Below are 21,382 nucleotides of genomic sequence, written 5' to 3' on the forward strand. Positions count from 1 at the left end.
AGTAATCGGCCAGAAGCGGCCCTTGGGCGAACGATAAGTCCATCATTTTCTGCATTAACTAAAGTTCGGTTCGGTCAACACATTGCGCCCTGACTGGCGCAATCGCATGCGAAAAAGATAATCACGAAGATTTGATGTTTTTTTCAGCCACTGCGCACTTTCGGGCACGCGTTCCAAATAATCGAGCATAGGCGTCAGGATGGCGTCCGCCATGCTGTAGTCCGCCCCGCAGAAAAATGGCTGCCCGTCTAAATGCTTCGCCAGCAGCCCAAGTGTCTGGATCGCCATTGGCTCGGCGGTAGCCACAGTTTCTCTATCGATAGGGCGTGACGGCTGCGCAGGTGAAACCAGCAATAAAAGATAACGACGTATCAGTCGATCATCGGCATACATCGCCAGGGCAGCGGACCACTGATCGACTTTTACCTTCTGGGCCAAGTCTGCGGGTCTTAGAGAAGTATGCGCAAAGGCTTCATCCAGGTAGCGGCAAATAGTGGTTGTTTCGATTACGTTCCGCTCTCCATGCAGCAATACCGGGACCTTGCCAAAAGGATGCAGTGCTTTGTGTTCAGGGCTGTGGAGCGTGATCGTTTTACCATCCACGTGCATCCCGTGTGTGTAATCCAGCGCTTTCTCTTCGCAGTAAAGTCTGACACTACGTACGAAGGTGCTAAATCCAGGTCCCAGTATGTGCAATCTCATGAGTAGCTCCTTGAGGGAAGAGTCGGCAATTCTGGTCGGTATGACTTTATGTTCAAGAACATAAAGTCCCGTTTTGTCATACTCCATCTCACGCTTTACTGAGGAGAAGATGTATGCCCTGGCCTGCTACACAGCGCGCAACCACTCGACAGATGATTCTGGATAGCGCAGCGCGACTCTTCGCACTGGAAGGTTTCGAAAAAGTCAGTATCGACTCAATTATGGAGAGTGCCGGATTGACCCGGGGGGCCTTCTATAGTCACTTCGCATCCAAAACGGAGCTTTACACTGAAGCTATTAGAAATGCCGCGAACGCGGGGGGCGCGATACTGGAAGAGGCTGGTAAAGACGGTTTACAACAGGTAGTGAAAGACTATCTGCGCATGGACCATCGGGATGCAAGCCGTATGCACTGTCCGTTAGCTTTCATGGTCAATGATGCTGCTCAGCAGGACGGAGCCATCCAGGAGAGCTACACCCAAGTGCTCGCAGCTTTCATTACACGCTTGGAATCCGGACTGAAATCGACAACAGAGACGGATACACGCCAGCATGCTGTGCAAATTGCCGTAGGGATGATTGGTGGCTTGGCACTAGCTCGAGCTGTGGCCGATGACCAGTTGGCGCAAGAGATTCTCACAGCCTGTCAACAGGGATGTTTGCAGCTCGTTGAGCTATGACATGACTTAGCAAGCAACGAAACGACCGTGTTGGGTCGCACGCTGCCCCACGTCAGAGGCAGAAATCGGCCAGAAGCAGCCAGTTGCGACCGACTGCAAACGGTCAGCAACTCGCTGCTTGGCCATGGCAGAGTTCAGCTACGTGTTGACGACCTCCGACCCAGAACGTTAGAAACCTCAAATAAAACCAGCACCCACATCGACAAAGAGAGCACAAAGTACGCAACGCTCGCCCCGATTATCAACAATCTACTTTCCCACATCGCCCTAAACACATGATATGAGAAGTGCAACTCACTATTTGGCAACGCTTGAAAAATAGGCAGTAACAAGAATACTAGTATGACCCCAACAGTCAAAATTCTTGATAAATAGCTTTTTCTCTCAACAGCCTGAAAAGCATGCGTATGAAGACGAGTCAACGACATCACAATGGCAGCAACCCAAGACAGAATAATCGCCATAGAAAAACCAACCATTACTACCAATCTATAACTTGATCCTTCACTAAAACCCCCAATATCCTTGTATCCAACCAATATCATCTGCTGGACGAGCAACCACCATCCATCCTTAGCCGTATCTGGCACAACGGCACCGACCGTAACCAGTAAAAGGATAAGCAATACAACAATCAGTTTTGCCTGCCTTATACTGAAAACAGGAAAAAAAATACTTACTCTACCGTGTCCGCCACTGTCGTCAGACATAACCTAACCTCAGTTGATACCTGTGTAATGTGATCGAGATATCAGGTGCTAATGCGAGCGTAGACAAGAAAATTCCGGCAAGTTAAAAACGCTTAGATCAAAATGCTATCATTCATGTCGGGACGAAGAACTGTTGCTGGCAAAATTGTAAGGGGCTGAGTTGCACCATTGGGTGGATCGAGCGTTCGCATCGCAAATAAGCGAGCAACCTTGCAAGAGAGACTCTACGAATGACCGCTTCGGGTCGATTTCAGCCGGTTCCAGCAGGCAGCTATTGGCCGGTTTCTGCCGGTTCCCACCGTCAGCTCTGGGTCGGTTGCGGCCTGTCACGAAGGGCAGCAACCGACCCGAAGCGGACAGTCGAAGGGGCAGCAATTAATGAAGTAGTTCAGTCAGGTTGAGCGTGTCCTTCCAGAATCTCAAATCCATCATCAAAGGGAGCGTACCCCACAACTTTTCTGGTCTTCTCGATAGAAAGCCGCTTATATCTGTTATCTGAGACCCCGTGGATAACATGAAATCCGCTCAGCTCGGCCTCGACGCAATTACTAAGTAGTGCGACAACATCCCTGATACTAATAAAAGCAGCTACATCCCTGTGACTGTGGTTTTCCCCTTGGTGAAATATAGCTACGTTTGCAATACGGACTGCAATTGTTGTCATTTGACCATCGTTTGCATACATCGAAGCCAGAGCTTCCCCGAACGCTTTGCTGACCCCGTATAAATTGCCTGGCTTAGGTGCCATACATTCATGTACCTGGACATCCTCTGGATAACCTTCGATAGCCTGAGCGCTGCTCGCAAATATAAAGCGCTCGCAGCCTTGAGCCTTTGCGGCGAATAGCATGTTGTAGGTACCCACAATATTCACAGGGAGCAGGGATGTCATGAAATCGGCGTCTGGGCGAGGGTCAGCAGCTAGATGAATCACTGTATGTATGCCTTCGCAAGCTTCAAGGCAACTGGCTTGAACGCTGATGTCGAGAGCGAAACGTTGTGCCGATTGCGGAAGTGTTGATACATCTATGTCGGCTAAACGCAAATCTGACTTATCGTAATGCGCTTTCCAAAAAGCGCTGCCGATTCGGCCCGCAGCACCTGTGATTAAAATTTTTCGCGCGTTCATTTCAGCATGTCCTTATGGTAAACGTCACTGTAGCTTCCCAGCGCCGTGGTCGGTTGACAACCTCCAATGAGAGTAACAAGCGTCAACACGTCCGTTTCTGGCCGATTGTTGCCTGTCGCCAAGGGTAGTAAACCCTTTGCAGACATTCATGAAGATTAAGCTAACAGGCGAGAAAAAGTGCAATTTTTCCGAGTCCAGTGAGCGAAGCGAGCGTTTTGAGTCGATTGTTATGAGTTACTTCACTCGGTTCTTTGGTGTGGCCAATAATGATATGTTTATATACATACTGGGCCCGTAGCGCAACCTAGCCATAAAATGATTGGAAGGCAAGAAGCGACAAATATTGCGCCGCCGCATATTACGTAGGTGATATATATAGTTGATTTAAGCTTAAATTGCGCCAGAAAAATAGACGCCATAACTAGATAAAAAGCAAGTGAGGCGAAAATAGCCACACTAATTGGATGCTTCTGAATTGTTAAATGAAGAATTAGCTCTAGGGTGGTAAAGGCTAAAACAGAAGCAATGATTGCAAAGGCTATGTAGAATGGCGCCTGGTTGCTCTTTAGTGTTTTGGCAAATCTGAATACATGAAGTGACGAGATTGATAAGGCAGTTATTATCAGCGCTGTGAATACTAGGACATATGGCGTTATTGGGTAATACACGTGCAACTCCTAAATCCTATTAGGCGACATCGCTGTCGCGTTCAAAGGCGACGGTATGCCCTATAACGTTTCTTGTCGTCCTGGAAGCCATTGTCTAGCCTAGAAGGAGTCGCAGTAAACGCAACATGACCCAGAGAGAAACGCTGCTGGGATGAGGCTAAGCTCATCTGCGGTAAAGGTTCAGCGCAGAAGGGAAGCTACCTATTTGCGACTAGTCTGTCCACCGACCGCTTCTGGCCGAAAACAGACTTTCGTGAATGTCCGCTATTGGGTTGTGCGGCCATTCATGATTGGCCGTCATCCGCGTTCCATTCTTCGAAGGCATGCATCATCCTGCGCTTGGTCATCACATCGGCAGGTATCAAATGTTCGATTCGCAGCGACTCCACGGTGATGTCCAGGGGCATGCCGAAGGTAGTGAAGGTTGAGAGAAAGCTCAACTCTCCATCCGGGGTGCACACACGGGTCAGCAGCAAAGGGCTGACAGGGGGTGTCTGCAAGGCAATGGCTGGAGCTGGCAGGTTGCGCAAGCGCGTTGCGAGCGCTGGATTGCCAACTGACTCTCTAGAGGCGCGCTGCCACGCAGCAGCACGGATCTCCTGTGCATTGGCCAACCGATCACCGAGTCCGCCGGGGCAGAGCAGTGTTTCCAGCAGATTGAAACCTGACGCCACGCCCTGTGCCACCCCCGCCATCGCCAACAGTAGCCCCGTGCTCACGTTCGCAGCAGTGATATCCCAGTTGCTGTCGATAACGATGGCTGGCGCCGGATTGTTCGCACGCAGGATGTGATCGATGGCTTTGTGTACCATTTCCAGGGCGGGCGCATCGAGCGACGTTGCGGCGTAGCGGGGCGCGTACCCAGCGGCAAGAAAGACTTCGTTGCAGTGATTCAGCGGCGCTCCAAGGGCCGAAAGTATGGCGTGCAAGGTACTTGTGCTCGCCTTGGCGCGGCCGGTTTCGACGCAGCTGAGGTGGCGCTGCGAAACCCCGGCCATGAGTGCAAGATCGAGCTGGCTTAGCCCTGCCTGCCGACGTAGGTGGCGCACGTGCTGGCCCGCCGTTGTGGCCGGCGGGGGATGTTTATGATGGAACAGGTGATTACTCATGCTTCGCCTCTGACGTCCTTGTGCTCGGCCTTCATGACCTCACAGGTCATTGAGCGCCAGCAACCCTGCCACTACTGTGCCAGGAAACCCTACCAAGGACAGGACTATGGTACCTCGCCTCATTGCGCTGGCATCGCTGGTGCTTTTTTCGATGTATACCGGCTGGACGATGCTGAATGCTGAGCAGTCGCTGTTGGCCTTTGGGCTTGAGCTGATTTCCCGACCTGACACTGCCCAGTTGGTCATCGACTTGTACCTTATGGCAGCGCTGGCCTGCATCTGGATGGCGAAAGACAACCGATCGCGAGGAGGTTCACTCATGGACCTGCTTCCCTACCTGATACTGACTGCTGTATTTGTTTCCGTGGGGCCGCTGCTGTATCTCGTAGTCAAAGGCTTTAATAGGGCGCGCCAGGCATGACCAGTGCCTTGACCGTCTACGCACTCTGTGTGGTTGTGCTGTTCCTCAAGATGTTCGCGGTCTCCTGTTATCAGGGCTTTTTCCGCCTACGCTTCAGGGCATTCACGAACACAGAGGACGCCGCTGTTTTCAATCGAATCGCTCGTGAAAAGGAGCTTGCGCAAGTGACTCGCGCGGCAAGGGCCTGGGCGAACGACCTGGAAAGCATCCCCGCATTCTTCGCGCTGGGTGGGCTCGCCGTTGCCATGAATGCACCTGCTTCCATCACGGCATGGTTGAGCGTTCTGTTCACCATCGCCAGAGTCCTGCACACGTTGGCATACCTGAAGGGCGTCCAGCCTTGGCGCACCGTTTTCTATGGTGTCGGGATTCTGTGTCTCTTGGGCTTCTGCGCGACGATCACCATTAATGTGCTGATGTCATGATCGGACGGGCCATGGCTTTGCCTTTGTTGAGTGTACGTTCGCTTGAACCATTCCCCGGCCCGGCGTATTACCTGTTCCGGGTTATGCGCCCTGCGGTACTAGCGATGGTTGCGATAGCGTTCGGTCAAGGATTGCACGAGGGTGACGTAGGATTGCGTCTCGGCGTAGGGAGGCACCCCGTTGTACTCGACCACCGACGCTTCACCGGCGTTGTAACCTGCCAACGCCAGCATCTGGTTGCCGTTGAAGCGCTTGAGCAGCCAGGCCAGGTAGCGCACGCCGCCACGAATGTTCTGTCGTGCGTCGAACGGATCGTCCACGGCGAAGCGCTCGGCGGTGGCGGGCATCAACTGCATCAGCCCCTGGGCGCCGGCTTCGGAAATGGCGTTGGGGCGAAACGCCGATTCGGCATGTATCACTGCGCGGACCAGCGCCCTGTCGACACCATAATGACCCGAAGCGGCTTCGATCTCCCGCCGATAGGAATGGGTGTCCAGGCGCAGTGAGGTGACCTTGAAATCCTTCGGCGCCATGCACAGATAGCAACCCTTGATGTAATAGAGCTCAAGGACATCGACCCGTGCCGAGATCCCGACGGGGCGCCGGCTCACATATTGACGAATACCCCTGTGGATGAAGGTGAACACCCGAATCCGCACCGCGCCTGAGTCGTCGTTCCGCACAAGCCGTGGCAGGGCCATTGCCTTGGCGCCGACACCGGCGCCCGTCATGCCATTCAGGCGAGTGCAGCGGGCGCTGGCGATGGCTTGGCTGGTGTAGCTGATGGCTCCGTCCCTGGCTTGGCACTTGAACATGGCGCTGGCGCACAGTGGAGCGACCAGCAAGGTCAGCTCGATGCAGCCAAGAAGGCTCTTGCGAGCCCATCGCCATGCTCTGGAACTCATCAAATCGCTCCGCGCCGCAGGTGGCCGATCAGGCCTGGAGCGCCTGGCCCGGGCGCTGCCTTTGGAGGGCCTATTCTGCGTGACCCGCCTTTTGTTCTGATAGTTATACCCCTTGTAACCGGCCTTGGAGCTTGCGTTGACGTACGGGCTGCCGGCGTTCCCAGGCGAGGCGCAGGCGTGATGTTTTCCCAGGTTCCCTTGAACCCCGCCGCCGCCACGAACGAATCCCCTGGCCCGAAGGTCTTCGCCACGCCGTCCGCATCGGTCAGGCGCACGATGCCTCCGAGGATGTGGCACATCTCGTCGAAGTTGCACTCGCATCTCGGTCTACGCAGTGACCGAAACACGCCTGCTTCCTGCAAAGACCCAGCGGTTCATCACTCCTCAAGAACCTCGATTTTGGTTGACTGACTTCCTCAGGGCGTGAAGCTGCCGGTGGGAACCGCCAGAAACCGGCCAGGAGCGCAAGCGCGGGAAGTTGCATTGCATTTGAGTATCTACGGACTAACCTCAGTGCATCATTACACCGCACGCAGGGGGACTTGCCGCCAAGGTGTCATTTCCCAACTGACCTCCATTTCATGTTAGCCAAGGAGCCTTATGAAGACCTTCTTGCTCTTGCTAAGGACGGCCCTGTTCATTGTTTTATTTTTCTTTGCCTTGCTCTGCCTTCTCGTGTCTCTTTCCTCGTACAAGGAGGTGGACGAGACGAAGACTTGGCAGAAGTTGAATGCCACTGTCGCCACTGTCTCCATTTCTGAGGAGATGCGCAGTAAGGGTATGACCTATTGCCCTCTGGTCAACGTGACCTTTGAGTTGAACGGACAGCAATACACTTATCCGCTCGAAATATCGCAGCGGCCCTGCAGGACCAGCCTGGAGTCGGTCGAAAGATCAGTTGCAACATACAGGGAAGGAAAAGTGATCGAAATTCTTGTCGACCCTGCAAAGCCGGATAGAGTGAAGCCAGGTACTTACTCGCTGGGTGGGGGTTTTTACGTCGGCGTTTTTTTGGGCACGCTAACCTTTATCGGGGCCGTAGCTGTCCTGGTGTTTCCTGCTAAGAAATCTGTCAAGTTGACGCAAGGAGAAAGCATTTCACATTCAACTTTGAGCAAGAAAGAAGTTCAGAAAAAAGTTCGCGAGCTACTCGCCGCCGGCACTGCAAAGTCGGAAGTGTTTTCACAACTCTCCGGGCAGGGTGTAAAAGACAGTCAACTTGCTTACTTTATAGCCTCGTATGCAGATCCAATTCGTTGTGACGAGCACGATCGCAAGGTCAATATTCTCATCACGATAATGCTCGTCCAGGCTTTGATTGCATTCATTCTGGGATTGGACATCGGCGCCAGGATGGGACCAACGGCCAAATGGGTTATGGGTTTTTCAATGATCTTGATTCCCTTGTTTTTGGTATGGGGCTTCTACAACCATCGCGTCGGCGCCTACAACGCGTACATAATCCTTGCGCTTCCCCAATTCCCAAGATCGCTTGAGAGGTTTACATCGAATCCGCCAACAGCCGCTATCGCATTAGCTATAAGTATCGCTATCCTGGCTTTTGTTTGGTACGTCCGAGGAAAAATCTTTCCAGACTTCGTCTTCGTCAGTCCCAGGAAAATCAAAGGCAAGTACATATTTTCGGGCTGACCCATCATGCCGCCGGACCTGCCCGAACGGCGGTTCAGGCCAGTGAGTTCAATCGTTAGCGAAGACTGCTTCGGGTCCAGGCTGTGTGAAAACGCCTGCGATTGTCTAACCTTCAGATCGTCGAGATCGTGGCGGGGACGATCATGAAGCGATTCATTAAAGGTGAGGCTCGGACGCAAGTCACGTTGCTGCCATGTGTCTAGCAAATCCGGAGCAATTCACTGATGTGGAAATCAAATCCGGCCATGGGCTTTCGGGCGTTCAAACTGGCTATTCGCGGGCACCTTACGCAGCGGCAAACGTGCGGCTGCGATTATGGGTTTGAACCAGTCGGCACGGTTTAACGGCCATGTTCCGTATGCGTATTTAAAGGGCGTGCTCACGCGACTGCCGATGCAGCGGCCGAGCGAGATTATCGAGTTGCTGCCGCATAGATGGGCGCCCGTTTAACCACACAAGGTCTTTTGGGCGGACGCTTACTATCCAGGGTCCGGCCACAAGGTTTTAGAAAGTGCGTAAGCGATGGGCTTGAAACTGGAAGCAGGCTGCAGCTTCCGTTTCCCGGATGCTGACAGTTCAGTTGGAAGAGTTGTTGAGCTGCTGAAGCTCAAGTTGCCTGGCAGCACTGGCTTCGAGGTTTGCACGCTCTTCATCCAGATACCGATAAATGCTTTGGAAGTTGGCGATTTTCTGTTTGATTTCTGCCATCTTCTTTTCAATCAGCTTAGCGCCGTCAGCACAATCGATCAGCTTGTTCCGCTGCGCATCCAGAATCTCGCCTATTTCCCCCAGGGAAAACCCCATGCTTTGCGCGCGCTGGATAAAGTCCAGATCCTGCAGAGTTTGCGCTGTGTAAACGCGATAGTTGTTAGTTTGCCGCAGCGGTGAAATCAGGCCGATTTGCTCGTAGTAACGCAGCGTATGGCGGCTGGCGCCGCTGCGGGCCTCGAGTTCGCCGATTTTCATGAAAACACCGCTTGACTATAGAGTTGGGTCGATAGTTTACGCTTGATTTCTCACCTTAAACAAGGAGCAGGAAATGAGCGTGGAGTGCTTTGTCACGGGGGGCACCGGCTTCATCGGTCAACATTTGGTGGCGTACCTGAGTGCAAAAGGTCACACCATTCGGGTGTTGATGCGTCGCCCAGAGCGACTCGCTGCACTGCGCGAGCAAGTCGACAATTTGGGAGGGTGCGCAACCCGGGTATTTGCCGTAGCTGGCGATCTGGAACGGGACAACCTCGGGCTGAGTCTTGCTGACCGGGAAGTGCTAAGGCATGCCAGAGTCATATTCCACCTGGGCGCCCACTTCGCATGGGGGCTTTCAGTGGAGCATTCTCGTGCGGTGAATGTGGAAGGGGCAAAGCGCGTGGCGCTGTTGGCGGCTGAGCAAAAAAGCCGGTTAGTGATGATTGGCGGCTACATGCTGAAAAATCATGAACATCTGCAACGCATCGGCATTGATCCTCGTTATCCGCAGCTGACGAATTGGCCTGCCGTCTACCGACGTGTCGGTGGTTACGAGGGGAGCAAGCTGGAGGCGCATTTTGCGACCCTGGAGGTCATGTCCACCAAGGGCGGGGAGATTACCGTTGTCCACCCCGCGACGGTTTGTGGCCACAGCCGCACGGGGCATATCCTTGACGGTCAGCCGCTGGTGGAGCTGATACGCAACCTTGTGCAGAGAAAGCTGACTGCAGTGCCCGGTACCGCCGCGCACTGGCTGCCACTGGTCACCGTGGATTACCTGGTTGAGCTGGTGGCGGTTTGTGCTTTTGATCCTACCATGGTGGGCCAGGAACTGCTGGCGCTTGATGACCAAACTCCCAACTTGCGAGAACTCCTGGTACAGGTGGCACAACCTTTGGGCTTAAAGTCTCCCAAGCATTACATTTCACTCCGATTGCTGAAGTTGCTACTGAGTATTCCTCCCGTCGCGCGGTTTTTGAATACAAAACCCGAAGCCTTGGACTTTATCCAGACCACTCGTTTTGATACAGCGGCGGTCGAGCAATTTGCCAACAGGCATGGAATAGCCAAACCGGATATACGTCAGTCTTTGCAGCACACTGCAACGTTCGTCAACTCATATTGCATAGCCAAGGGCCAGGCCCTCTGACTTCTCCCTTGGCGGCGACAAGAAGGCGAATAGCATCCTACTGGGCGATCCGGCTTATGCCACAATAAATACCGGGGTTGGTGGGATCTTCGTATCCTCAAACTTTGCGCCGTCGATGTAGGGCGGCATTCTATCGAACGACAATTCAGCGACAGGGATCGTCATCAATGCAATCTACTTTCAGCAAAGGCGTCATATTTGCACTCTCCGCTGCGGCACTGAACGCAACGATCGGTGTACTCAGCAAAGTACTCATGAGTAATGGTTTCACCGCTAGCAGTGTCGCTGTCATCAAGACCGTACTGGGTTGCGTGCTGCTCTCGATCTTATTGTTTTTCCTCAAGCGCCCGGCGGCGTCGACCAAATGGACTCAGGCGGCTATCTGCGCATTCCTTGGCATCTTTGTGCTGTTCCATTTCGAAACGTCCGCCTATCGACACTACGCTGCGGCAGGTGTGGTGGTGGTGCTGATGGCCAGTGCCTCAATTTCCTCGATCATTCTGGGGCGCATTTTCCTCAAGGATGCCATCACCGCGAACGCTACCGTTGGTGCCGCACTGGCTATCGCCGGGATCTCGGTGATCTTCGGCGGCGACCTGCAGCAGGGCTTTACCCTGCAAGGTGCTGCGCTCGCCTCCATGGCCGGCTCCGGCTATGGGGCCTTTTCGGTTGCCATGAAGCGTATGGGGGTGTCGGGGGGGCTGCACTTCACCCGACAATTGTTGTTCTTTGGCAGCCTGTACCTGTTGATGCCGGCTGCGGCCGATGGTTTCGCGATGGGCGAGCTGTCGCCGCTGGCGATCGCTGCGCTGCTGGCGCTGGCCACGCTGCCGACAATCCTGGGCTTCTTCTGCACCACCAAGGCCATCGAGTATCTCAAGCCATCCCAAGTGCAAGCGCTGGAGCTGACCGAGCCACTGTTCGCCGCGCTGCTGGCGTTTGTGGTGCTCAATGAAGTACCGCGCGAAAGTCTGTACGCGGGAGCGGCACTGATCATCGTCGGCCTGTGTTTCTCCAATGAACTAATCCGCTTGGGCAGCAAACCATCCGTCCCTTCGACCGAGTGAGCTATTTTCGGATCCTGATTACTTTGGCAATCAGTGGTTTTCGACCCTGGCTACAGGGGTGAAGGCGCATGTCCAGTTTGTGCTGAGTTATCCGGGACGGGGGGCGGAAAAATGGAGTCCGTCAGGTTGATCACGGCCTGACCCGATAGCTCAGAGCGCCCCGGGCACCACCAGGGTCAACCAGGCAACACAGGGTCCCACCAGGGCAACCACCGCGCTGTAGATCAGCAGGCTGCGCAACACTTTTTCTCGTTCCTGCGGGGGGGTATTGGCAACCACCAGCGCACCATTGGTGGAGAACGGGCTGGTGTCGACGATGGTGGTGGAAATGGCGATAGCCGCAACCACGCCGACCGCACTGATGTGGCCCTGGCTCAAGAATGGCACGGCCAGGGGAATGATCACCCCTAGCAACGCCGTGGACGAAGCGAAGGACGAGATAATTGCGGCAGTGAAGCACAGCAGCAAAGCGACCAGCAGCGGTTCACCCAAGCCGGAGATGCCATGGGCGACATAGTCGATGGTACCGATGGTCTGCATCACTCCGATGTAAGTGATGATCCCGGTGATCAGCAGAACAGTCGACCAGCTGACCTTGTCAATGGCCGCCTTCTGCGCCTTGGGCGCGAACATGGCCAGGACTACCGCGACCGTCATGGCCACCAAGCCGATATTGAACTTGAACACTAATGCCGAGATCGCCAGAGCCAACAGCCCGACCAGCGTCGACAGCTTGGCTCCGTCCAGGCCGCTGAGGGTCTGTAGTGGCGCACCGGCACCCGTCAGGTCTGTACGATGATAAGCAGGGGACGCCGGCGTACCGCCGTGGCCAAGAATGGCCAGCGATGCACCAGCAGCATGCAACTCGGGACCGGGCAGAACCGCCACCAATGACAGGCGAGCGCTACGTAAACCACCGAAGACTACGAATACCACCATGGCAATCCCCAGGTTGAACAGCAGGCTGGCGATGAACAAAGTGAACGGTGCATAAGGCAGCCCGGAAGACGCAACGATCTGATTGGTTATGCCACCGAAAATACTCACAGGGGAGAAACTGCCGCCTTGAGCGCCGTGAATCACCATCAGCCCCATGAGCACCGGGTTGATGCGGTACTGCACGGCGAAGTTGAGAGCAATAGGCGCGAGGATCGCTGCCACCGCAGGGCTCAGCGCACCGAAACCGGTGAGCAGCGCCGCCACCACGAACATCACCCAGGGTATCCAGGCGACATGGCCACGCACCATCAACACTGCCCGTTCGATCAGCCAGTCGATGGTGCCGTTGTTCTGGGCGATGCCGAACAAATAGGTGACACCGACCAAAGTCAGGAACAGGTCACTGGGAAAGCCGGCGAAGATGGTCGCCGATGTCATGTCCATTATTACCGAACCGACGATAAAGGCCGCTGCGAACGCCAGCGCGCCCATGTTGATGGGCAACACGCTAGCGATGCCGAAAATGACCACCAGCACTAAAATTGACAGAATTTCATTATTCATTTCAATCTGACTCCCCGCATTCGGACGGTCCCGCAGGTATCGTCCTTGTTGTTATTTTTTCGGGATGTTTAGCAACCGACTCACGTCGGGCCGGGCGTGCGCCGAAACGAGAAAGCGTGCCTTGCCTGCGAAGTCGGTCGTGCAAACACAGAAGCTTTCAACGCTGTCGTGCTAATTGCCATTGAATGCGGCTGGCCGGCGCTCGGCAAAGGCTGCCAGTCCTTCGCCAAAGTCAGCACTTGCGCAGGCTTGTCGGCGCAGTTCGGCAATCTGCTCCATCGCCTGCACCGGAATCGGTTGCAGGTCTTCGAGGATACGCAATTGTTCCTTGACCGCCGCAACGGCCAGCGGTGCTTTGCCGGCGATGCTGTGTGCCAGTTCCAGCGCGGTCGCTTCCAGCACATCAGTGTCGACCAGTCGATTGACCAGACCAAACCGTTCCGCCCGCTCCGCGTCGAGCTTCTGTGCAGTGAAAAACATCTCCTTCAACACATGAATCGGCAAGTTGTTGAAGAAGCGCAGCAATCCACTGGTGGTGTACGGCAATCCAATGTTCACTGGAGTCATGGCAAAGCTTGCGCTGCGGTCCGCGACGACCATGTCGCAGCTCATTGCCAGATCCACCGCGCCGCCCCACACCGAGCCGGACACCAGGGCAATCACCACGCCGGGATAGGCGCGGATGCGGCGCAATACCTGTTCGAGCGGTTTGCCATAGGCAATCGGGTCGCGGTCGTGTTGCAGTTCGCGGATATCGTGGCCGGCACTCCACACGGATTGGCCGACTTCGCTACCGAGGATCACCACCGGGATGCGTTGTGACGCCAGGGCGACGAGGCTTTCGTCGAGCGCCATCAGCAACTGCGCGCTGAGTGCATTGCGGTGTGTGGGGTTGCTGAAGACCAGCCGCGCGATGCGTTCATCGACCCGGTTGACGGTCACGGTTGTGGAAGAGGCTGGATTCATTGTGTGGCTCCTGTCGATTGCGCGCCGGTCATGTCATCGGAGTTCTGGAACACTATTTTCGCGGCGAGCAATGCGTTGATTGATGCAGTGTCGAAACCGGCTTCGCGCAATACTTCGACGGTATGTTCGCCAAGCAGTGGCGGTGGGCGGCTGACAACACTGTCAGTGTCGCAGAACACCGGGGTCACTACCTGACGCAGTGCACCAAGTGTCGGGTGTGTGAGTGTCTCGGTCAGTTGGCTGTGCAGCACCTGCGGGTCGTCGAAGACCTCATCGAGTGTGTTGATCGGGCCGGCGGGTAATCCTGCGTCGACGAACAGCGAGGTCCACTCGCGTTTGCTGCGGGTTTTCAAACGACTTTCCAGAATTTCTCTCAGTTCATCACGTCGTTCGACCCTCGCTTCATTGGTGGCGAAGCGCGGATCGTCCGGCAGCTCGGGTAAATCGAGCAGTGCGCACAAACGCCCCCACATGGCCGAGGTGATCGGCGCCAGATTGAGCGGGCCATCTTTTGTCTGGAACACGCCGTAAGGTGCAATCACCGAATGGGCGTTGCCGGTGCGGCGCGGCACATCCCCCAGGCTGAGGTAGCGTTGGCCGTGCACACTCAGCAACCCGACCAGACTGGCCAGCAGCGACGTGCTGACATGTTGGCCACGCCCGGTGCGCTCGCGCTCGAGCAGCGCGGCCAGCACCGCTGTCACCAACCACATGCCCGAAGTCAAATCGCCGATGGCGGTGCCGGTGCGTGTCGGGTCGCCATCGACGAAACCGGTCAGGCTCATCAGCCCCGAGTAGCCTTGGGCGATCTGGTCGAAGCCCGGCCAACTGCTCATCGGCCCGTCGGCGCCAAAGGCGTTAATGCTGCCCATTACCAGTCGCGGATTGCGGGCGCTGAGCACCTCATAACCGAGGCCCATGCTTTCCAGCGTGCCAGGCTTGAAGTTCTCGATGACGACGTCGGCGTCATCGATCAGCTGCTGGATGGTGGTCAACCCTTCGGGATTGCGCAAGTCAATGCACATGCCGCGCTTGTTGCGGTTACACGATAAATAGTAGGTGCTCACGCCTCGGTCGAAGGGGCCCCAGGTGCGGCTCATATCGCCAGTCGGGCCGGGCTCGATCTTGATCACATCGGCACCGAGGTCTGCCAGCACCATGGTGCAGAACGGCCCCGACAGTGCGCGACTCAGGTCGACGATTTTCACGCCTTGCAAAGCTTGCATAGGATTCTCCGTTGAAGGGTTGAATACGGGCCATTGCGCCAGGGCCTTTGAAGCACTACTCGCCTTTGACGACCGTGAGCGCTTCGTGTTGTGCGACGAGTCTAGGCGCCGTATCTCATATCCTTCAAATATGATATTCCTCTACACTCATCGGAAAATAATATGGCTTGGGAGGGTACACATGGACCTGCGCCAGTTGCGGTATTTCATCAAGGTGGTCGAGTGCGGGAACATCACCCGCGCCAGTGAAACACTGCATATCGCGCAGCCAGCCATCAGCCAGCAGATGCGCAACCTGGAACAGGACATGGGCATGCAACTGCTCGAGCGCAGCGTGCACGGTGTTGTTCCCACGGCGGCCGGGCAAACGCTTTATCGGCATGCCATCGAACTGCTGCGCCAGGCCGACGGCACCCACGAACTGCTGCGCCAGGACGCCGAATTCCCGCAAGGCAAAGTCTCGGTCGGCATGCCGTCGAGTACGGCGCGTATGCTGGCAATTCCGCTCGCGCGCACGATTCGCAGCCGTTATCCGGGCATCAAGTTGGAATTGATCGATTCTCCGAGCGCCGAACTCGGACGTCTGATCACGGTAGGGCGAGTGGCACTGGCGGTGAATGTCGATGCGGTCGAAACCCGGGGGGTGGCTTTCCGGCGGCTGTTAACCGAAACGCTGTACTTGGTGGCGTGGCCGGAATTTCCATTACCGGATGAACCGGTGTCGATTGAAGCATTGGCAAAGATGCCGCTGGTGTTGCCCTGTGCTCCGAACACCATTCGCAGTCGGGTCGAATTTGCACTGCAGGAGGCCGGCCTGAAATGCGAGGTTGAATTCGAAGCCAATTCCACCGACCTGTTGTTCTCAGCCGTCAAGGCGCAGCTCGGTGTCACGATTCTGCCGTGGGCCGCGGCCCATGTTGAGCTTGTGCAACACAGGCTCAAGCTGGCCAGGATCGATCATCGGCTGTTCAAGCGGGATCTGTCGCTGTGCTGGCATGACACGGTTGTAGAGAGCAATGCCGTGCAGAAGGTCAAGTCGACCATTTTCGAGCTGTTCGAGGAATTCGAGCGGCAGCCGGGGTGGGCAGATGAACAGGTCAAAGGAAAGAACCTCCAAGACTACTGACGGGCTGCTTTGGGTCCAGGCTGTGTGAAAACGTTTTGGAGCAGGTTTGACAGTCAGGACTGGAACGAAAAGCGCATTCCTGCGCAAATTTCCAGTCTTACTGGTTAACCAAGCGATGGCAGATTTCAGTAGCAACGCATACTTCGAAACAGCGCATGCGTTTTCACACAGCCTGGGTTGTTCTCTGCCGGTCCGGAGTGCACCAGCCGTTCAACCGGGGAAATCAGTCGCTGCAACTGCGCGATCAGGCCGGTTCACTGAACCAGCAACTGACCCAATTCAAGGATTGAGCCAGTTGCTATCGTTGCAGGGTTAGTGGAACGGGAAGATGTAGTTCATCCATGCAGCCATGCGCAGCAGGATTTTGCGCATCATCGCGATGTGATGGAAATGCTGGCTGTACAGCGCCGCCTGGCCGTAGGCCCCGCCCGGCATCTGGTTGGCGTACTGGGCATAGTCGGGATCGGTGATTTCAATGATCACTGGAACCCGGCCGGCCGGTGGTGAACCGGTGAAGCCGATCAGCGTGCCCGACGGTTGAACCTGGCCTTCGGCGATGACCGAAATCACGTTTTTGACCTTGCCTTCGAACACCTTCCCGGGAATGCCGTCGAAAGCGACTTCGGCCTCGTCGCCCTCTGTCAGACGCAACAGGCTGTTCTGGCGCATCCACGCGGCGAAGTAATGCCCTTCGGCGGGAATGAAGACCATCGAAGGGCGCAGCGGCAACTTGGTCGCCATCATGCCCGGACGCAGCGAAACGTGGGTGACGAAGCCTTTGCTCGGCGCACGGACCGTGGTGTTGTCGAGTTCGTACTGCGCATTGTCCAGTTGTGCCTTCAGGTCATCACTGCGAGCGACCACAATGTCCAGTTCCCGTTGGGTACTGAAATTACGCTTGATCAACTCGGTGATCCGGGCGCGATCGGCCTGGGCAGAAATCAGCTGTGCCTTGAGGGATTTCAGCCGATATTCGAAAGGCGCGGGATCAATGCGAAACAGCACATCGCCTTTTTCCAGGGGCTGGTTGGTCTTCACCGGCACGTCGATCACCTGGCCGCTGACGACGGGTATCACTGGAACCGATACAAAATAGGAACGCGCCACTTCGGAGTAGGGGTGGTTGTAGTTCATCGTGAAAATCATCGCGCCGACAATCACGATTCCGCCCAGCACCGCCGTGGGCACGGTCCATTTGTTCAATGGGATGCGGAAGATCTTGAAGATGGCTACGCAGATTGCCGCATACGTCAGAACGAGTAAAAGATCCATGACTCAATGGCCCTCGCCGAGATTGTCCGTTGGCACCCGGTTCGGTGTCGTGCCTGTCGCCGCTTCGAGGCGCTCGATCCGGCCTTGCAGTTCGGCGACCTGTTGTTCGAGGTGAACCACATGACTTTTGGGTGAATGTCCGTCACTGAAACCCCAGCCCCGGTCCTCTCGATAGGCCATCGCCCAGATCCACAGGAATGGCCAGAGCGCGTGCAAGGTGAACAGGCTGACCCAGCCAGTGGCGTGGATCGCATCCTGGTGAGGGTGGTTGCGGTGGACAGCCAATTTCATAGGGGATGTCGTGGAGCAGGATGATCCCGTAGAACAGGACAAGCCCGACAAAAACCAGCAGGCCTAGCGCGAAGTAATCAAGCATGAACCACTCCTCTTGAAGCCGGTAACGTGTGCGCATGAGTGTAGCCGTTCAAACTACACTTGACGGGGACGCGGATATTCAGCGTGAGCAACCGGTGCCTGGCCGAAGCGTCGACCGGTTTCGTGCAAGCACACACCGACGAGGTGAACTCATGCCAGCCAATGGTCAATTCGAGAGGGCGCCTGTACTTGACCCTGTCGAGCGCATTACCGAGGTGATCTTCGGCCTGCTGATGGCCATGACGTTCACCGGCACTATCAGTGTTGCCACGGCAGACCAGGCAGCCGAACGCACGATGATGATTGCCGCACTTGGCTGCAATCTCGCCTGGGGACTGGCTGATGCTGTGATGTACCTGTTGCGCACACTGGTCGAGCGCACGCGCAGGATCAATCTGTACCTCACGTTGCGCAATGGAATGGATGCCGCAGCCGGGCAGGCGCTCGTTGCGCAAGTGTTGCCGTTGCAGTTCGCGGCGGCGGCCGGCAGCGAAGGCCTGGAGTTGTTGCGCCGTCGGCTGCTCGAGCAGCCCCCCATGTCGACCAGGGCTTACCTGGGCTGGAAGGACTTCAAGGGGGCTCTCGGTGTTTTCCTGTTGGTCGTGTGCTCGACATTTCCGCTGGTGGTGCCGTTCATACTGCTCGATCAAACCGCACTCGCCATCCGCCTGTCCAACCTGATCGGGCTTGTGGTGCTGTTCATCGCAGGCTGGATGCTCGCCAGATACGCTGGCGCTGCGCAATGGCAGGGTGGGGTGGTAATGGCCGTTACGGGGGGAGTGCTGATTCTTGCAATCATTGCGCTGGGTGGATAACAACTGGACATAATTCAACACACTAAAGACTCATTCTCATTTACTATTGCCCTTCCATTTATGTTGGGCAGCCTGATATGGATGTTCTTGCCACTATCCATCTTTATTTATTCCAGTGGGTGATTGAGCCGGTCACCGGGCAGTTCCTCGGCATTTTCGACTTCAACGGTCGGCTCGGTCTATCCTTTCTCTGCATGTCTTACAGCGTCGCTTACTGCCTGTTCCGGTTCCGCAAGTCCCGGGGCTTGACCGATGCGCGTTCGTTCGGGCAATTCATCGGTGGCTGTCGGGTATATCTGCATCGGTCGGCACTGCTGGACTATCGCTACTACTTCGTGCTCGCCATCCTCAAGGTTGCACTGGTCCTGCCCATTGTCGGCCTGGTTGATCCGTATGTTTTGCGTTCTGCGGACTACATCGCGTTCTTCACCAACCTGTGGGGCGCGAGGACACAAATGCAGGAGAACCTGGCGCTGACCTTGCTCTATGGGCTCGGCGTTTTCCTGGTCAAGGATTTCAGCCATTACTGGGGCCATCGCGCCTTTCATTCGCGGTATCTGTGGGCTTTCCACAAGGTCCATCATTCGGCGCCCGTGCTGGTGCCAGCGACGGCCAGCCGGGTGCATTTTCTGGAAGAGGTGGTCGAGAAGCTGACGGATACCATTTGCCTCGGCGCGTTTGCCGGGGTCTTCTGGTACGCCTGTGGTGGAGAGATCAGCCGCTATACGCTGTTTGGCGCAACCTACATGGTGTTCATCTTCAATGGCCTGGCGGCCAACCTGCGTCACAGCCATGTCTGGCTGTCCTTCGGCCCGGTGCTTGAACGGGTGCTGAGCAGCCCGGCGCAACACCAGATTCATCACAGCGATGCACCGCGACACTTCAACAAGAATTTCGGCATCAATCTGTCACTGTGGGACTGGATGTTCGGCACGCTTTACGTCACACAGTCCAGACCCGAGTCCATTCAGTTCGGCACCGGTGAGCCGGATCACGAGCGTTACCTGACGCTGCGGGGGTTGATTGTCACGCCGTTTGTGGACATCGCCCGCAAACTCCTTGCTGGCAAACGCTCGGAATCACCGCCTTCCAGCCGTTCTGATCCGTATTTTTCAGCGCAATCTGCCTCTGTAACGGATGCAGCCGTCGGCCCACAATAAATCTTCGGTACGCAGTTCGGGCAACGCTCGGCGCCCCTGTACCGCCAATTCATAGTGTGGGAGGCCGCATGGCCAAGATGACGATTTTTCTCGGCGGTTTTCTGCTGTTGACCATCCTGATTGGTGTGCTCGCGACGATTCCTCCGGGGTGATCACCCCCGTCGATTTTCGTCGACTGCAAGGCGCAGTTCTCGGTAGGCCGTGACGAGTTGCTCAAGGCTGAACGCACGATTTCTCCCGCTGGGGTTAGGCAGGACCCAGACCGAGGCATTGCCGAAGGTTTTCGCTTGCAGGCCCCAGGCAATATCCCGCTGACCGGACAGTGCGCAATACGCAGCCTTGCCCAGAAACGCCACGAAACGCGGCGCATGGCGTGCGATTTTCTGTTCGAAGTCCGCGGCGGCGGCGGTGAACTCGTGCAAGGACAACTGATCGGCACTGGCCGTCGGCCGATCGACCACGGCGGTTAGTCCGCATTGGTAGCGCAAGATCGTCCGGTCGTTTTCCGGTCGCACCTCCTCGGGGGTAAACCCGGCGAGATGGAGCGTGCGCCAGAAGCGATTGCCGCGCCCCGCAAAATGCTGCCCTTGAGCAGCGGCAGTCATTCCGGGATTGATCCCGCAAAAGATCACGGCCAATTGCCCGGCAAGAATATCCTCGAGTTGTTCACTCACCGCAGATCACTCTGATCGCCTGGCGTGCGAGCTCCGTCAGTTCGGTCCGGGATTTACCGGCCCGCGCACGTATCGAAATGCTGTGCAGCAGAGAAGAGGCGAGTACGGCAAGGGCGGCCGGGTCTGCATTGCCTTTCAACTCGCCAGCATTTTTAGCCGCTTGCAATCGAATCTCCAGATCGGCATCCAGCCGGCTCAACCGGTCGGAAAGCACCTCACGAATTTCCGGGTCCTCGACGGCTTCGGTGGTTGCCGTGCCGATGGCGAAGCAACCGCGGGGCTGGCCGTCTCCCGAGAAGTAAATCGATAGCTGCCCCTCGTAGAAACGCCGCAAGGCTTCGGCCAACGGCAGATCCAGGTCCGTCAGCGCCTCGCGCATGGACGCCGCTGCAAACTCCCAATACTGCTCCAGTGCTTTGATATAGAGCGCGTGCTTGTCGCCGAATGCCGCATAGAGGCTGGGGCGATTCATGCCGGCGGCGGTGGCGATGCTGTCCAGGGATGCGCCGGAATAGCCGGTGTTCCAGAACACACCGAGCGCCTGCTGCAACGCTGTCTGCGGGTCGTATGCGCGAGGGCGGCCGCGGACTTTGCCCTCTGTCGATTTATTTTGTGCCATGTCGTACAAAATCCTTGTGAGAAGGTGGGTCGAGGGATATTCTTACACCATCGCACAAAAT

The 21,382-nt window shown here is 56.1% G+C and carries 23 protein-coding genes and 2 pseudogenes; 11 read left to right on the forward strand and 14 right to left on the reverse strand.

Annotated elements, in window-relative coordinates; translation table 11 throughout:
• Positions 1-54: 54 nt before the first annotated feature.
• The gene (locus tag ABIA48_RS25915) at positions 55-702 is read right to left on the reverse strand and encodes a glutathione S-transferase family protein (RefSeq protein ID WP_429492326.1); all 648 of its coding nucleotides are present in this window, start codon (positions 700-702) and stop codon (positions 55-57) included.
• 113 nt (positions 703-815) lie between these two features.
• On the opposite strand from ABIA48_RS25915, the gene ABIA48_RS25920 reads away from it, so the two are divergent.
• A complete protein-coding gene (locus tag ABIA48_RS25920) occupies positions 816-1,382 on the forward strand; it encodes a TetR/AcrR family transcriptional regulator (RefSeq protein WP_007995252.1) in 567 nt (188 codons plus the stop codon).
• A 134-nt stretch (positions 1,383-1,516) separates the two neighbouring features.
• On the opposite strand, the gene ABIA48_RS25925 is transcribed toward ABIA48_RS25920, so the two are convergent.
• The 3 genes from ABIA48_RS25925 to ABIA48_RS25935 form a co-directional block, all read right to left on the reverse strand.
• Positions 1,517-2,092: a hypothetical protein gene (locus ABIA48_RS25925; protein WP_429492329.1), complete on the reverse strand. Its 576-nt coding sequence runs from the start codon at positions 2,090-2,092 to the stop codon at positions 1,517-1,519.
• Between the two features lie 388 nt (positions 2,093-2,480).
• Positions 2,481-3,221 (reverse strand): NAD-dependent epimerase/dehydratase family protein, encoded by a 741-nt coding sequence (locus ABIA48_RS25930; RefSeq protein WP_008047277.1) that lies wholly within the window; start codon positions 3,219-3,221, stop codon positions 2,481-2,483.
• 952 nt (positions 3,222-4,173) lie between these two features.
• Positions 4,174-4,998, reverse strand: a complete 825-nt coding sequence (locus ABIA48_RS25935; protein WP_429492331.1) for a helix-turn-helix domain-containing protein — start codon at positions 4,996-4,998, stop codon at positions 4,174-4,176.
• A gap of 106 nt (positions 4,999-5,104) precedes the next feature.
• Between ABIA48_RS25935 and ABIA48_RS25940 the strand changes: the two genes are divergently transcribed.
• Together ABIA48_RS25940 and ABIA48_RS25945 are read left to right on the forward strand one after the other, a co-directional pair.
• A complete protein-coding gene (locus tag ABIA48_RS25940) occupies positions 5,105-5,419 on the forward strand; it encodes a DUF2834 domain-containing protein (RefSeq protein WP_429492333.1) in 315 nt (104 codons plus the stop codon).
• Complete coding sequence (locus ABIA48_RS25945) at positions 5,416-5,844, forward strand: MAPEG family protein (protein ID WP_429492335.1); 429 nt, start codon at positions 5,416-5,418, stop codon at positions 5,842-5,844. Before ABIA48_RS25940 ends, ABIA48_RS25945 begins: the two co-directional genes overlap by 4 nt.
• A 98-nt stretch (positions 5,845-5,942) precedes the next feature.
• Here ABIA48_RS25945 and ABIA48_RS25950 read toward each other — a convergent pair whose 3' ends face one another.
• Positions 5,943-6,749: a lytic transglycosylase domain-containing protein gene (locus ABIA48_RS25950; protein ID WP_429492337.1), complete on the reverse strand. Its 807-nt coding sequence runs from the start codon at positions 6,747-6,749 to the stop codon at positions 5,943-5,945.
• Positions 6,749-7,048: a cupin domain-containing protein gene (locus tag ABIA48_RS25955; protein WP_429492946.1), complete on the reverse strand. Its 300-nt coding sequence runs from the start codon at positions 7,046-7,048 to the stop codon at positions 6,749-6,751. Before ABIA48_RS25955 ends, ABIA48_RS25950 begins: the two co-directional genes overlap by 1 nt.
• Positions 7,049-7,349: 301 nt before the next feature.
• Here ABIA48_RS25955 and ABIA48_RS25960 point away from each other — a divergent pair, with 301 nt between their 5' ends.
• Both ABIA48_RS25960 and ABIA48_RS25965 read left to right on the forward strand, forming a co-directional pair.
• The gene (locus ABIA48_RS25960; protein WP_429492339.1) at positions 7,350-8,399 is read left to right on the forward strand and encodes a DUF3592 domain-containing protein; all 1,050 of its coding nucleotides are present in this window, start codon (positions 7,350-7,352) and stop codon (positions 8,397-8,399) included.
• A gap of 231 nt (positions 8,400-8,630) precedes the next feature.
• Positions 8,631-8,849 (forward strand): annotated as a pseudogene (locus tag ABIA48_RS25965) (transposase domain-containing protein); the annotation flags it as partial.
• Between the two features lie 126 nt (positions 8,850-8,975).
• On the opposite strand, the gene ABIA48_RS25970 reads toward ABIA48_RS25965, so the two are convergent.
• Positions 8,976-9,365, reverse strand: a complete 390-nt coding sequence (locus tag ABIA48_RS25970) for a MerR family transcriptional regulator (RefSeq protein ID WP_116264669.1) — start codon at positions 9,363-9,365, stop codon at positions 8,976-8,978.
• A 73-nt stretch (positions 9,366-9,438) separates the two neighbouring features.
• On the opposite strand from ABIA48_RS25970, the gene ABIA48_RS25975 reads away from it, so the two are divergent.
• Both ABIA48_RS25975 and ABIA48_RS25980 read left to right on the forward strand, forming a co-directional pair.
• Positions 9,439-10,518, forward strand: coding sequence for an SDR family oxidoreductase (locus ABIA48_RS25975; RefSeq protein WP_429492341.1), 1,080 nt, complete (start codon positions 9,439-9,441; stop codon positions 10,516-10,518).
• 167 nt (positions 10,519-10,685) lie between these two features.
• Complete coding sequence (locus tag ABIA48_RS25980; RefSeq protein ID WP_429492343.1) at positions 10,686-11,585, forward strand: DMT family transporter; 900 nt, start codon at positions 10,686-10,688, stop codon at positions 11,583-11,585.
• A gap of 150 nt (positions 11,586-11,735) precedes the next feature.
• Here ABIA48_RS25980 and ABIA48_RS25985 read toward each other — a convergent pair whose 3' ends face one another.
• From ABIA48_RS25985 to ABIA48_RS25995, 3 genes are all read right to left on the reverse strand, one after another.
• Positions 11,736-13,088 (reverse strand): SLC13 family permease, encoded by a 1,353-nt coding sequence (locus ABIA48_RS25985; RefSeq protein WP_429492345.1) that lies wholly within the window; start codon positions 13,086-13,088, stop codon positions 11,736-11,738.
• Positions 13,089-13,259: 171 nt separating this feature from the next.
• Positions 13,260-14,054, reverse strand: a complete 795-nt coding sequence (scpB, locus tag ABIA48_RS25990) for a methylmalonyl-CoA decarboxylase (protein WP_429492347.1) — start codon at positions 14,052-14,054, stop codon at positions 13,260-13,262.
• Positions 14,051-15,280, reverse strand: a complete 1,230-nt coding sequence (locus tag ABIA48_RS25995; RefSeq protein ID WP_429492349.1) for a CaiB/BaiF CoA transferase family protein — start codon at positions 15,278-15,280, stop codon at positions 14,051-14,053. Before ABIA48_RS25995 ends, scpB begins: the two co-directional genes overlap by 4 nt.
• 181 nt (positions 15,281-15,461) lie before the next feature.
• On the opposite strand from ABIA48_RS25995, the gene ABIA48_RS26000 reads away from it, so the two are divergent.
• Both ABIA48_RS26000 and ABIA48_RS26005 read left to right on the forward strand, forming a co-directional pair.
• Positions 15,462-16,406: a LysR substrate-binding domain-containing protein gene (locus ABIA48_RS26000; protein WP_429492351.1), complete on the forward strand. Its 945-nt coding sequence runs from the start codon at positions 15,462-15,464 to the stop codon at positions 16,404-16,406.
• A 155-nt stretch (positions 16,407-16,561) separates the two neighbouring features.
• Positions 16,562-16,696 carry a hypothetical protein gene (locus tag ABIA48_RS26005; protein ID WP_429492353.1) on the forward strand — a complete coding sequence of 45 codons (135 nt, stop codon included), beginning with the start codon at positions 16,562-16,564 and terminating at the stop codon, positions 16,694-16,696.
• A gap of 22 nt (positions 16,697-16,718) precedes the next feature.
• Here the strand turns inward: ABIA48_RS26005 and ABIA48_RS26010 are convergent, their stop codons facing one another.
• Together ABIA48_RS26010 and ABIA48_RS26015 are read right to left on the reverse strand one after the other, a co-directional pair.
• Positions 16,719-17,678 carry an HlyD family secretion protein gene (locus tag ABIA48_RS26010; protein ID WP_429492355.1) on the reverse strand — a complete coding sequence of 320 codons (960 nt, stop codon included), beginning with the start codon at positions 17,676-17,678 and terminating at the stop codon, positions 16,719-16,721.
• A gap of 3 nt (positions 17,679-17,681) precedes the next feature.
• Positions 17,682-18,054: pseudogene (locus tag ABIA48_RS26015) on the reverse strand (DUF3302 domain-containing protein).
• Positions 18,055-18,205: 151 nt separating this feature from the next.
• Between ABIA48_RS26015 and ABIA48_RS26020 the strand changes: the two are divergent.
• Together ABIA48_RS26020 and ABIA48_RS26025 are read left to right on the forward strand one after the other, a co-directional pair.
• A complete protein-coding gene (locus ABIA48_RS26020; protein WP_429492357.1) occupies positions 18,206-18,868 on the forward strand; it encodes a hypothetical protein in 663 nt (220 codons plus the stop codon).
• Positions 18,869-18,945: 77 nt separating this feature from the next.
• Positions 18,946-20,028, forward strand: coding sequence for a sterol desaturase family protein (locus tag ABIA48_RS26025; RefSeq protein WP_429492359.1), 1,083 nt, complete (start codon positions 18,946-18,948; stop codon positions 20,026-20,028).
• Between the two features lie 152 nt (positions 20,029-20,180).
• Here the strand turns inward: ABIA48_RS26025 and mug are convergent, their stop codons facing one another.
• Positions 20,181-20,702 (reverse strand): G/U mismatch-specific DNA glycosylase, encoded by a 522-nt coding sequence (mug, locus tag ABIA48_RS26030; RefSeq protein WP_429492361.1) that lies wholly within the window; start codon positions 20,700-20,702, stop codon positions 20,181-20,183.
• A complete protein-coding gene (locus ABIA48_RS26035) occupies positions 20,695-21,321 on the reverse strand; it encodes a TetR/AcrR family transcriptional regulator (protein WP_429492362.1) in 627 nt (208 codons plus the stop codon). Before ABIA48_RS26035 ends, mug begins: the two co-directional genes overlap by 8 nt.
• Positions 21,322-21,382 lie beyond the last annotated feature (61 nt).

Source organism: Pseudomonas sp. S30_BP2TU TE3576 (assembly GCF_050436025.1).
Taxonomy (GTDB): Bacteria; Pseudomonadota; Gammaproteobacteria; order Pseudomonadales; family Pseudomonadaceae; genus Aquipseudomonas.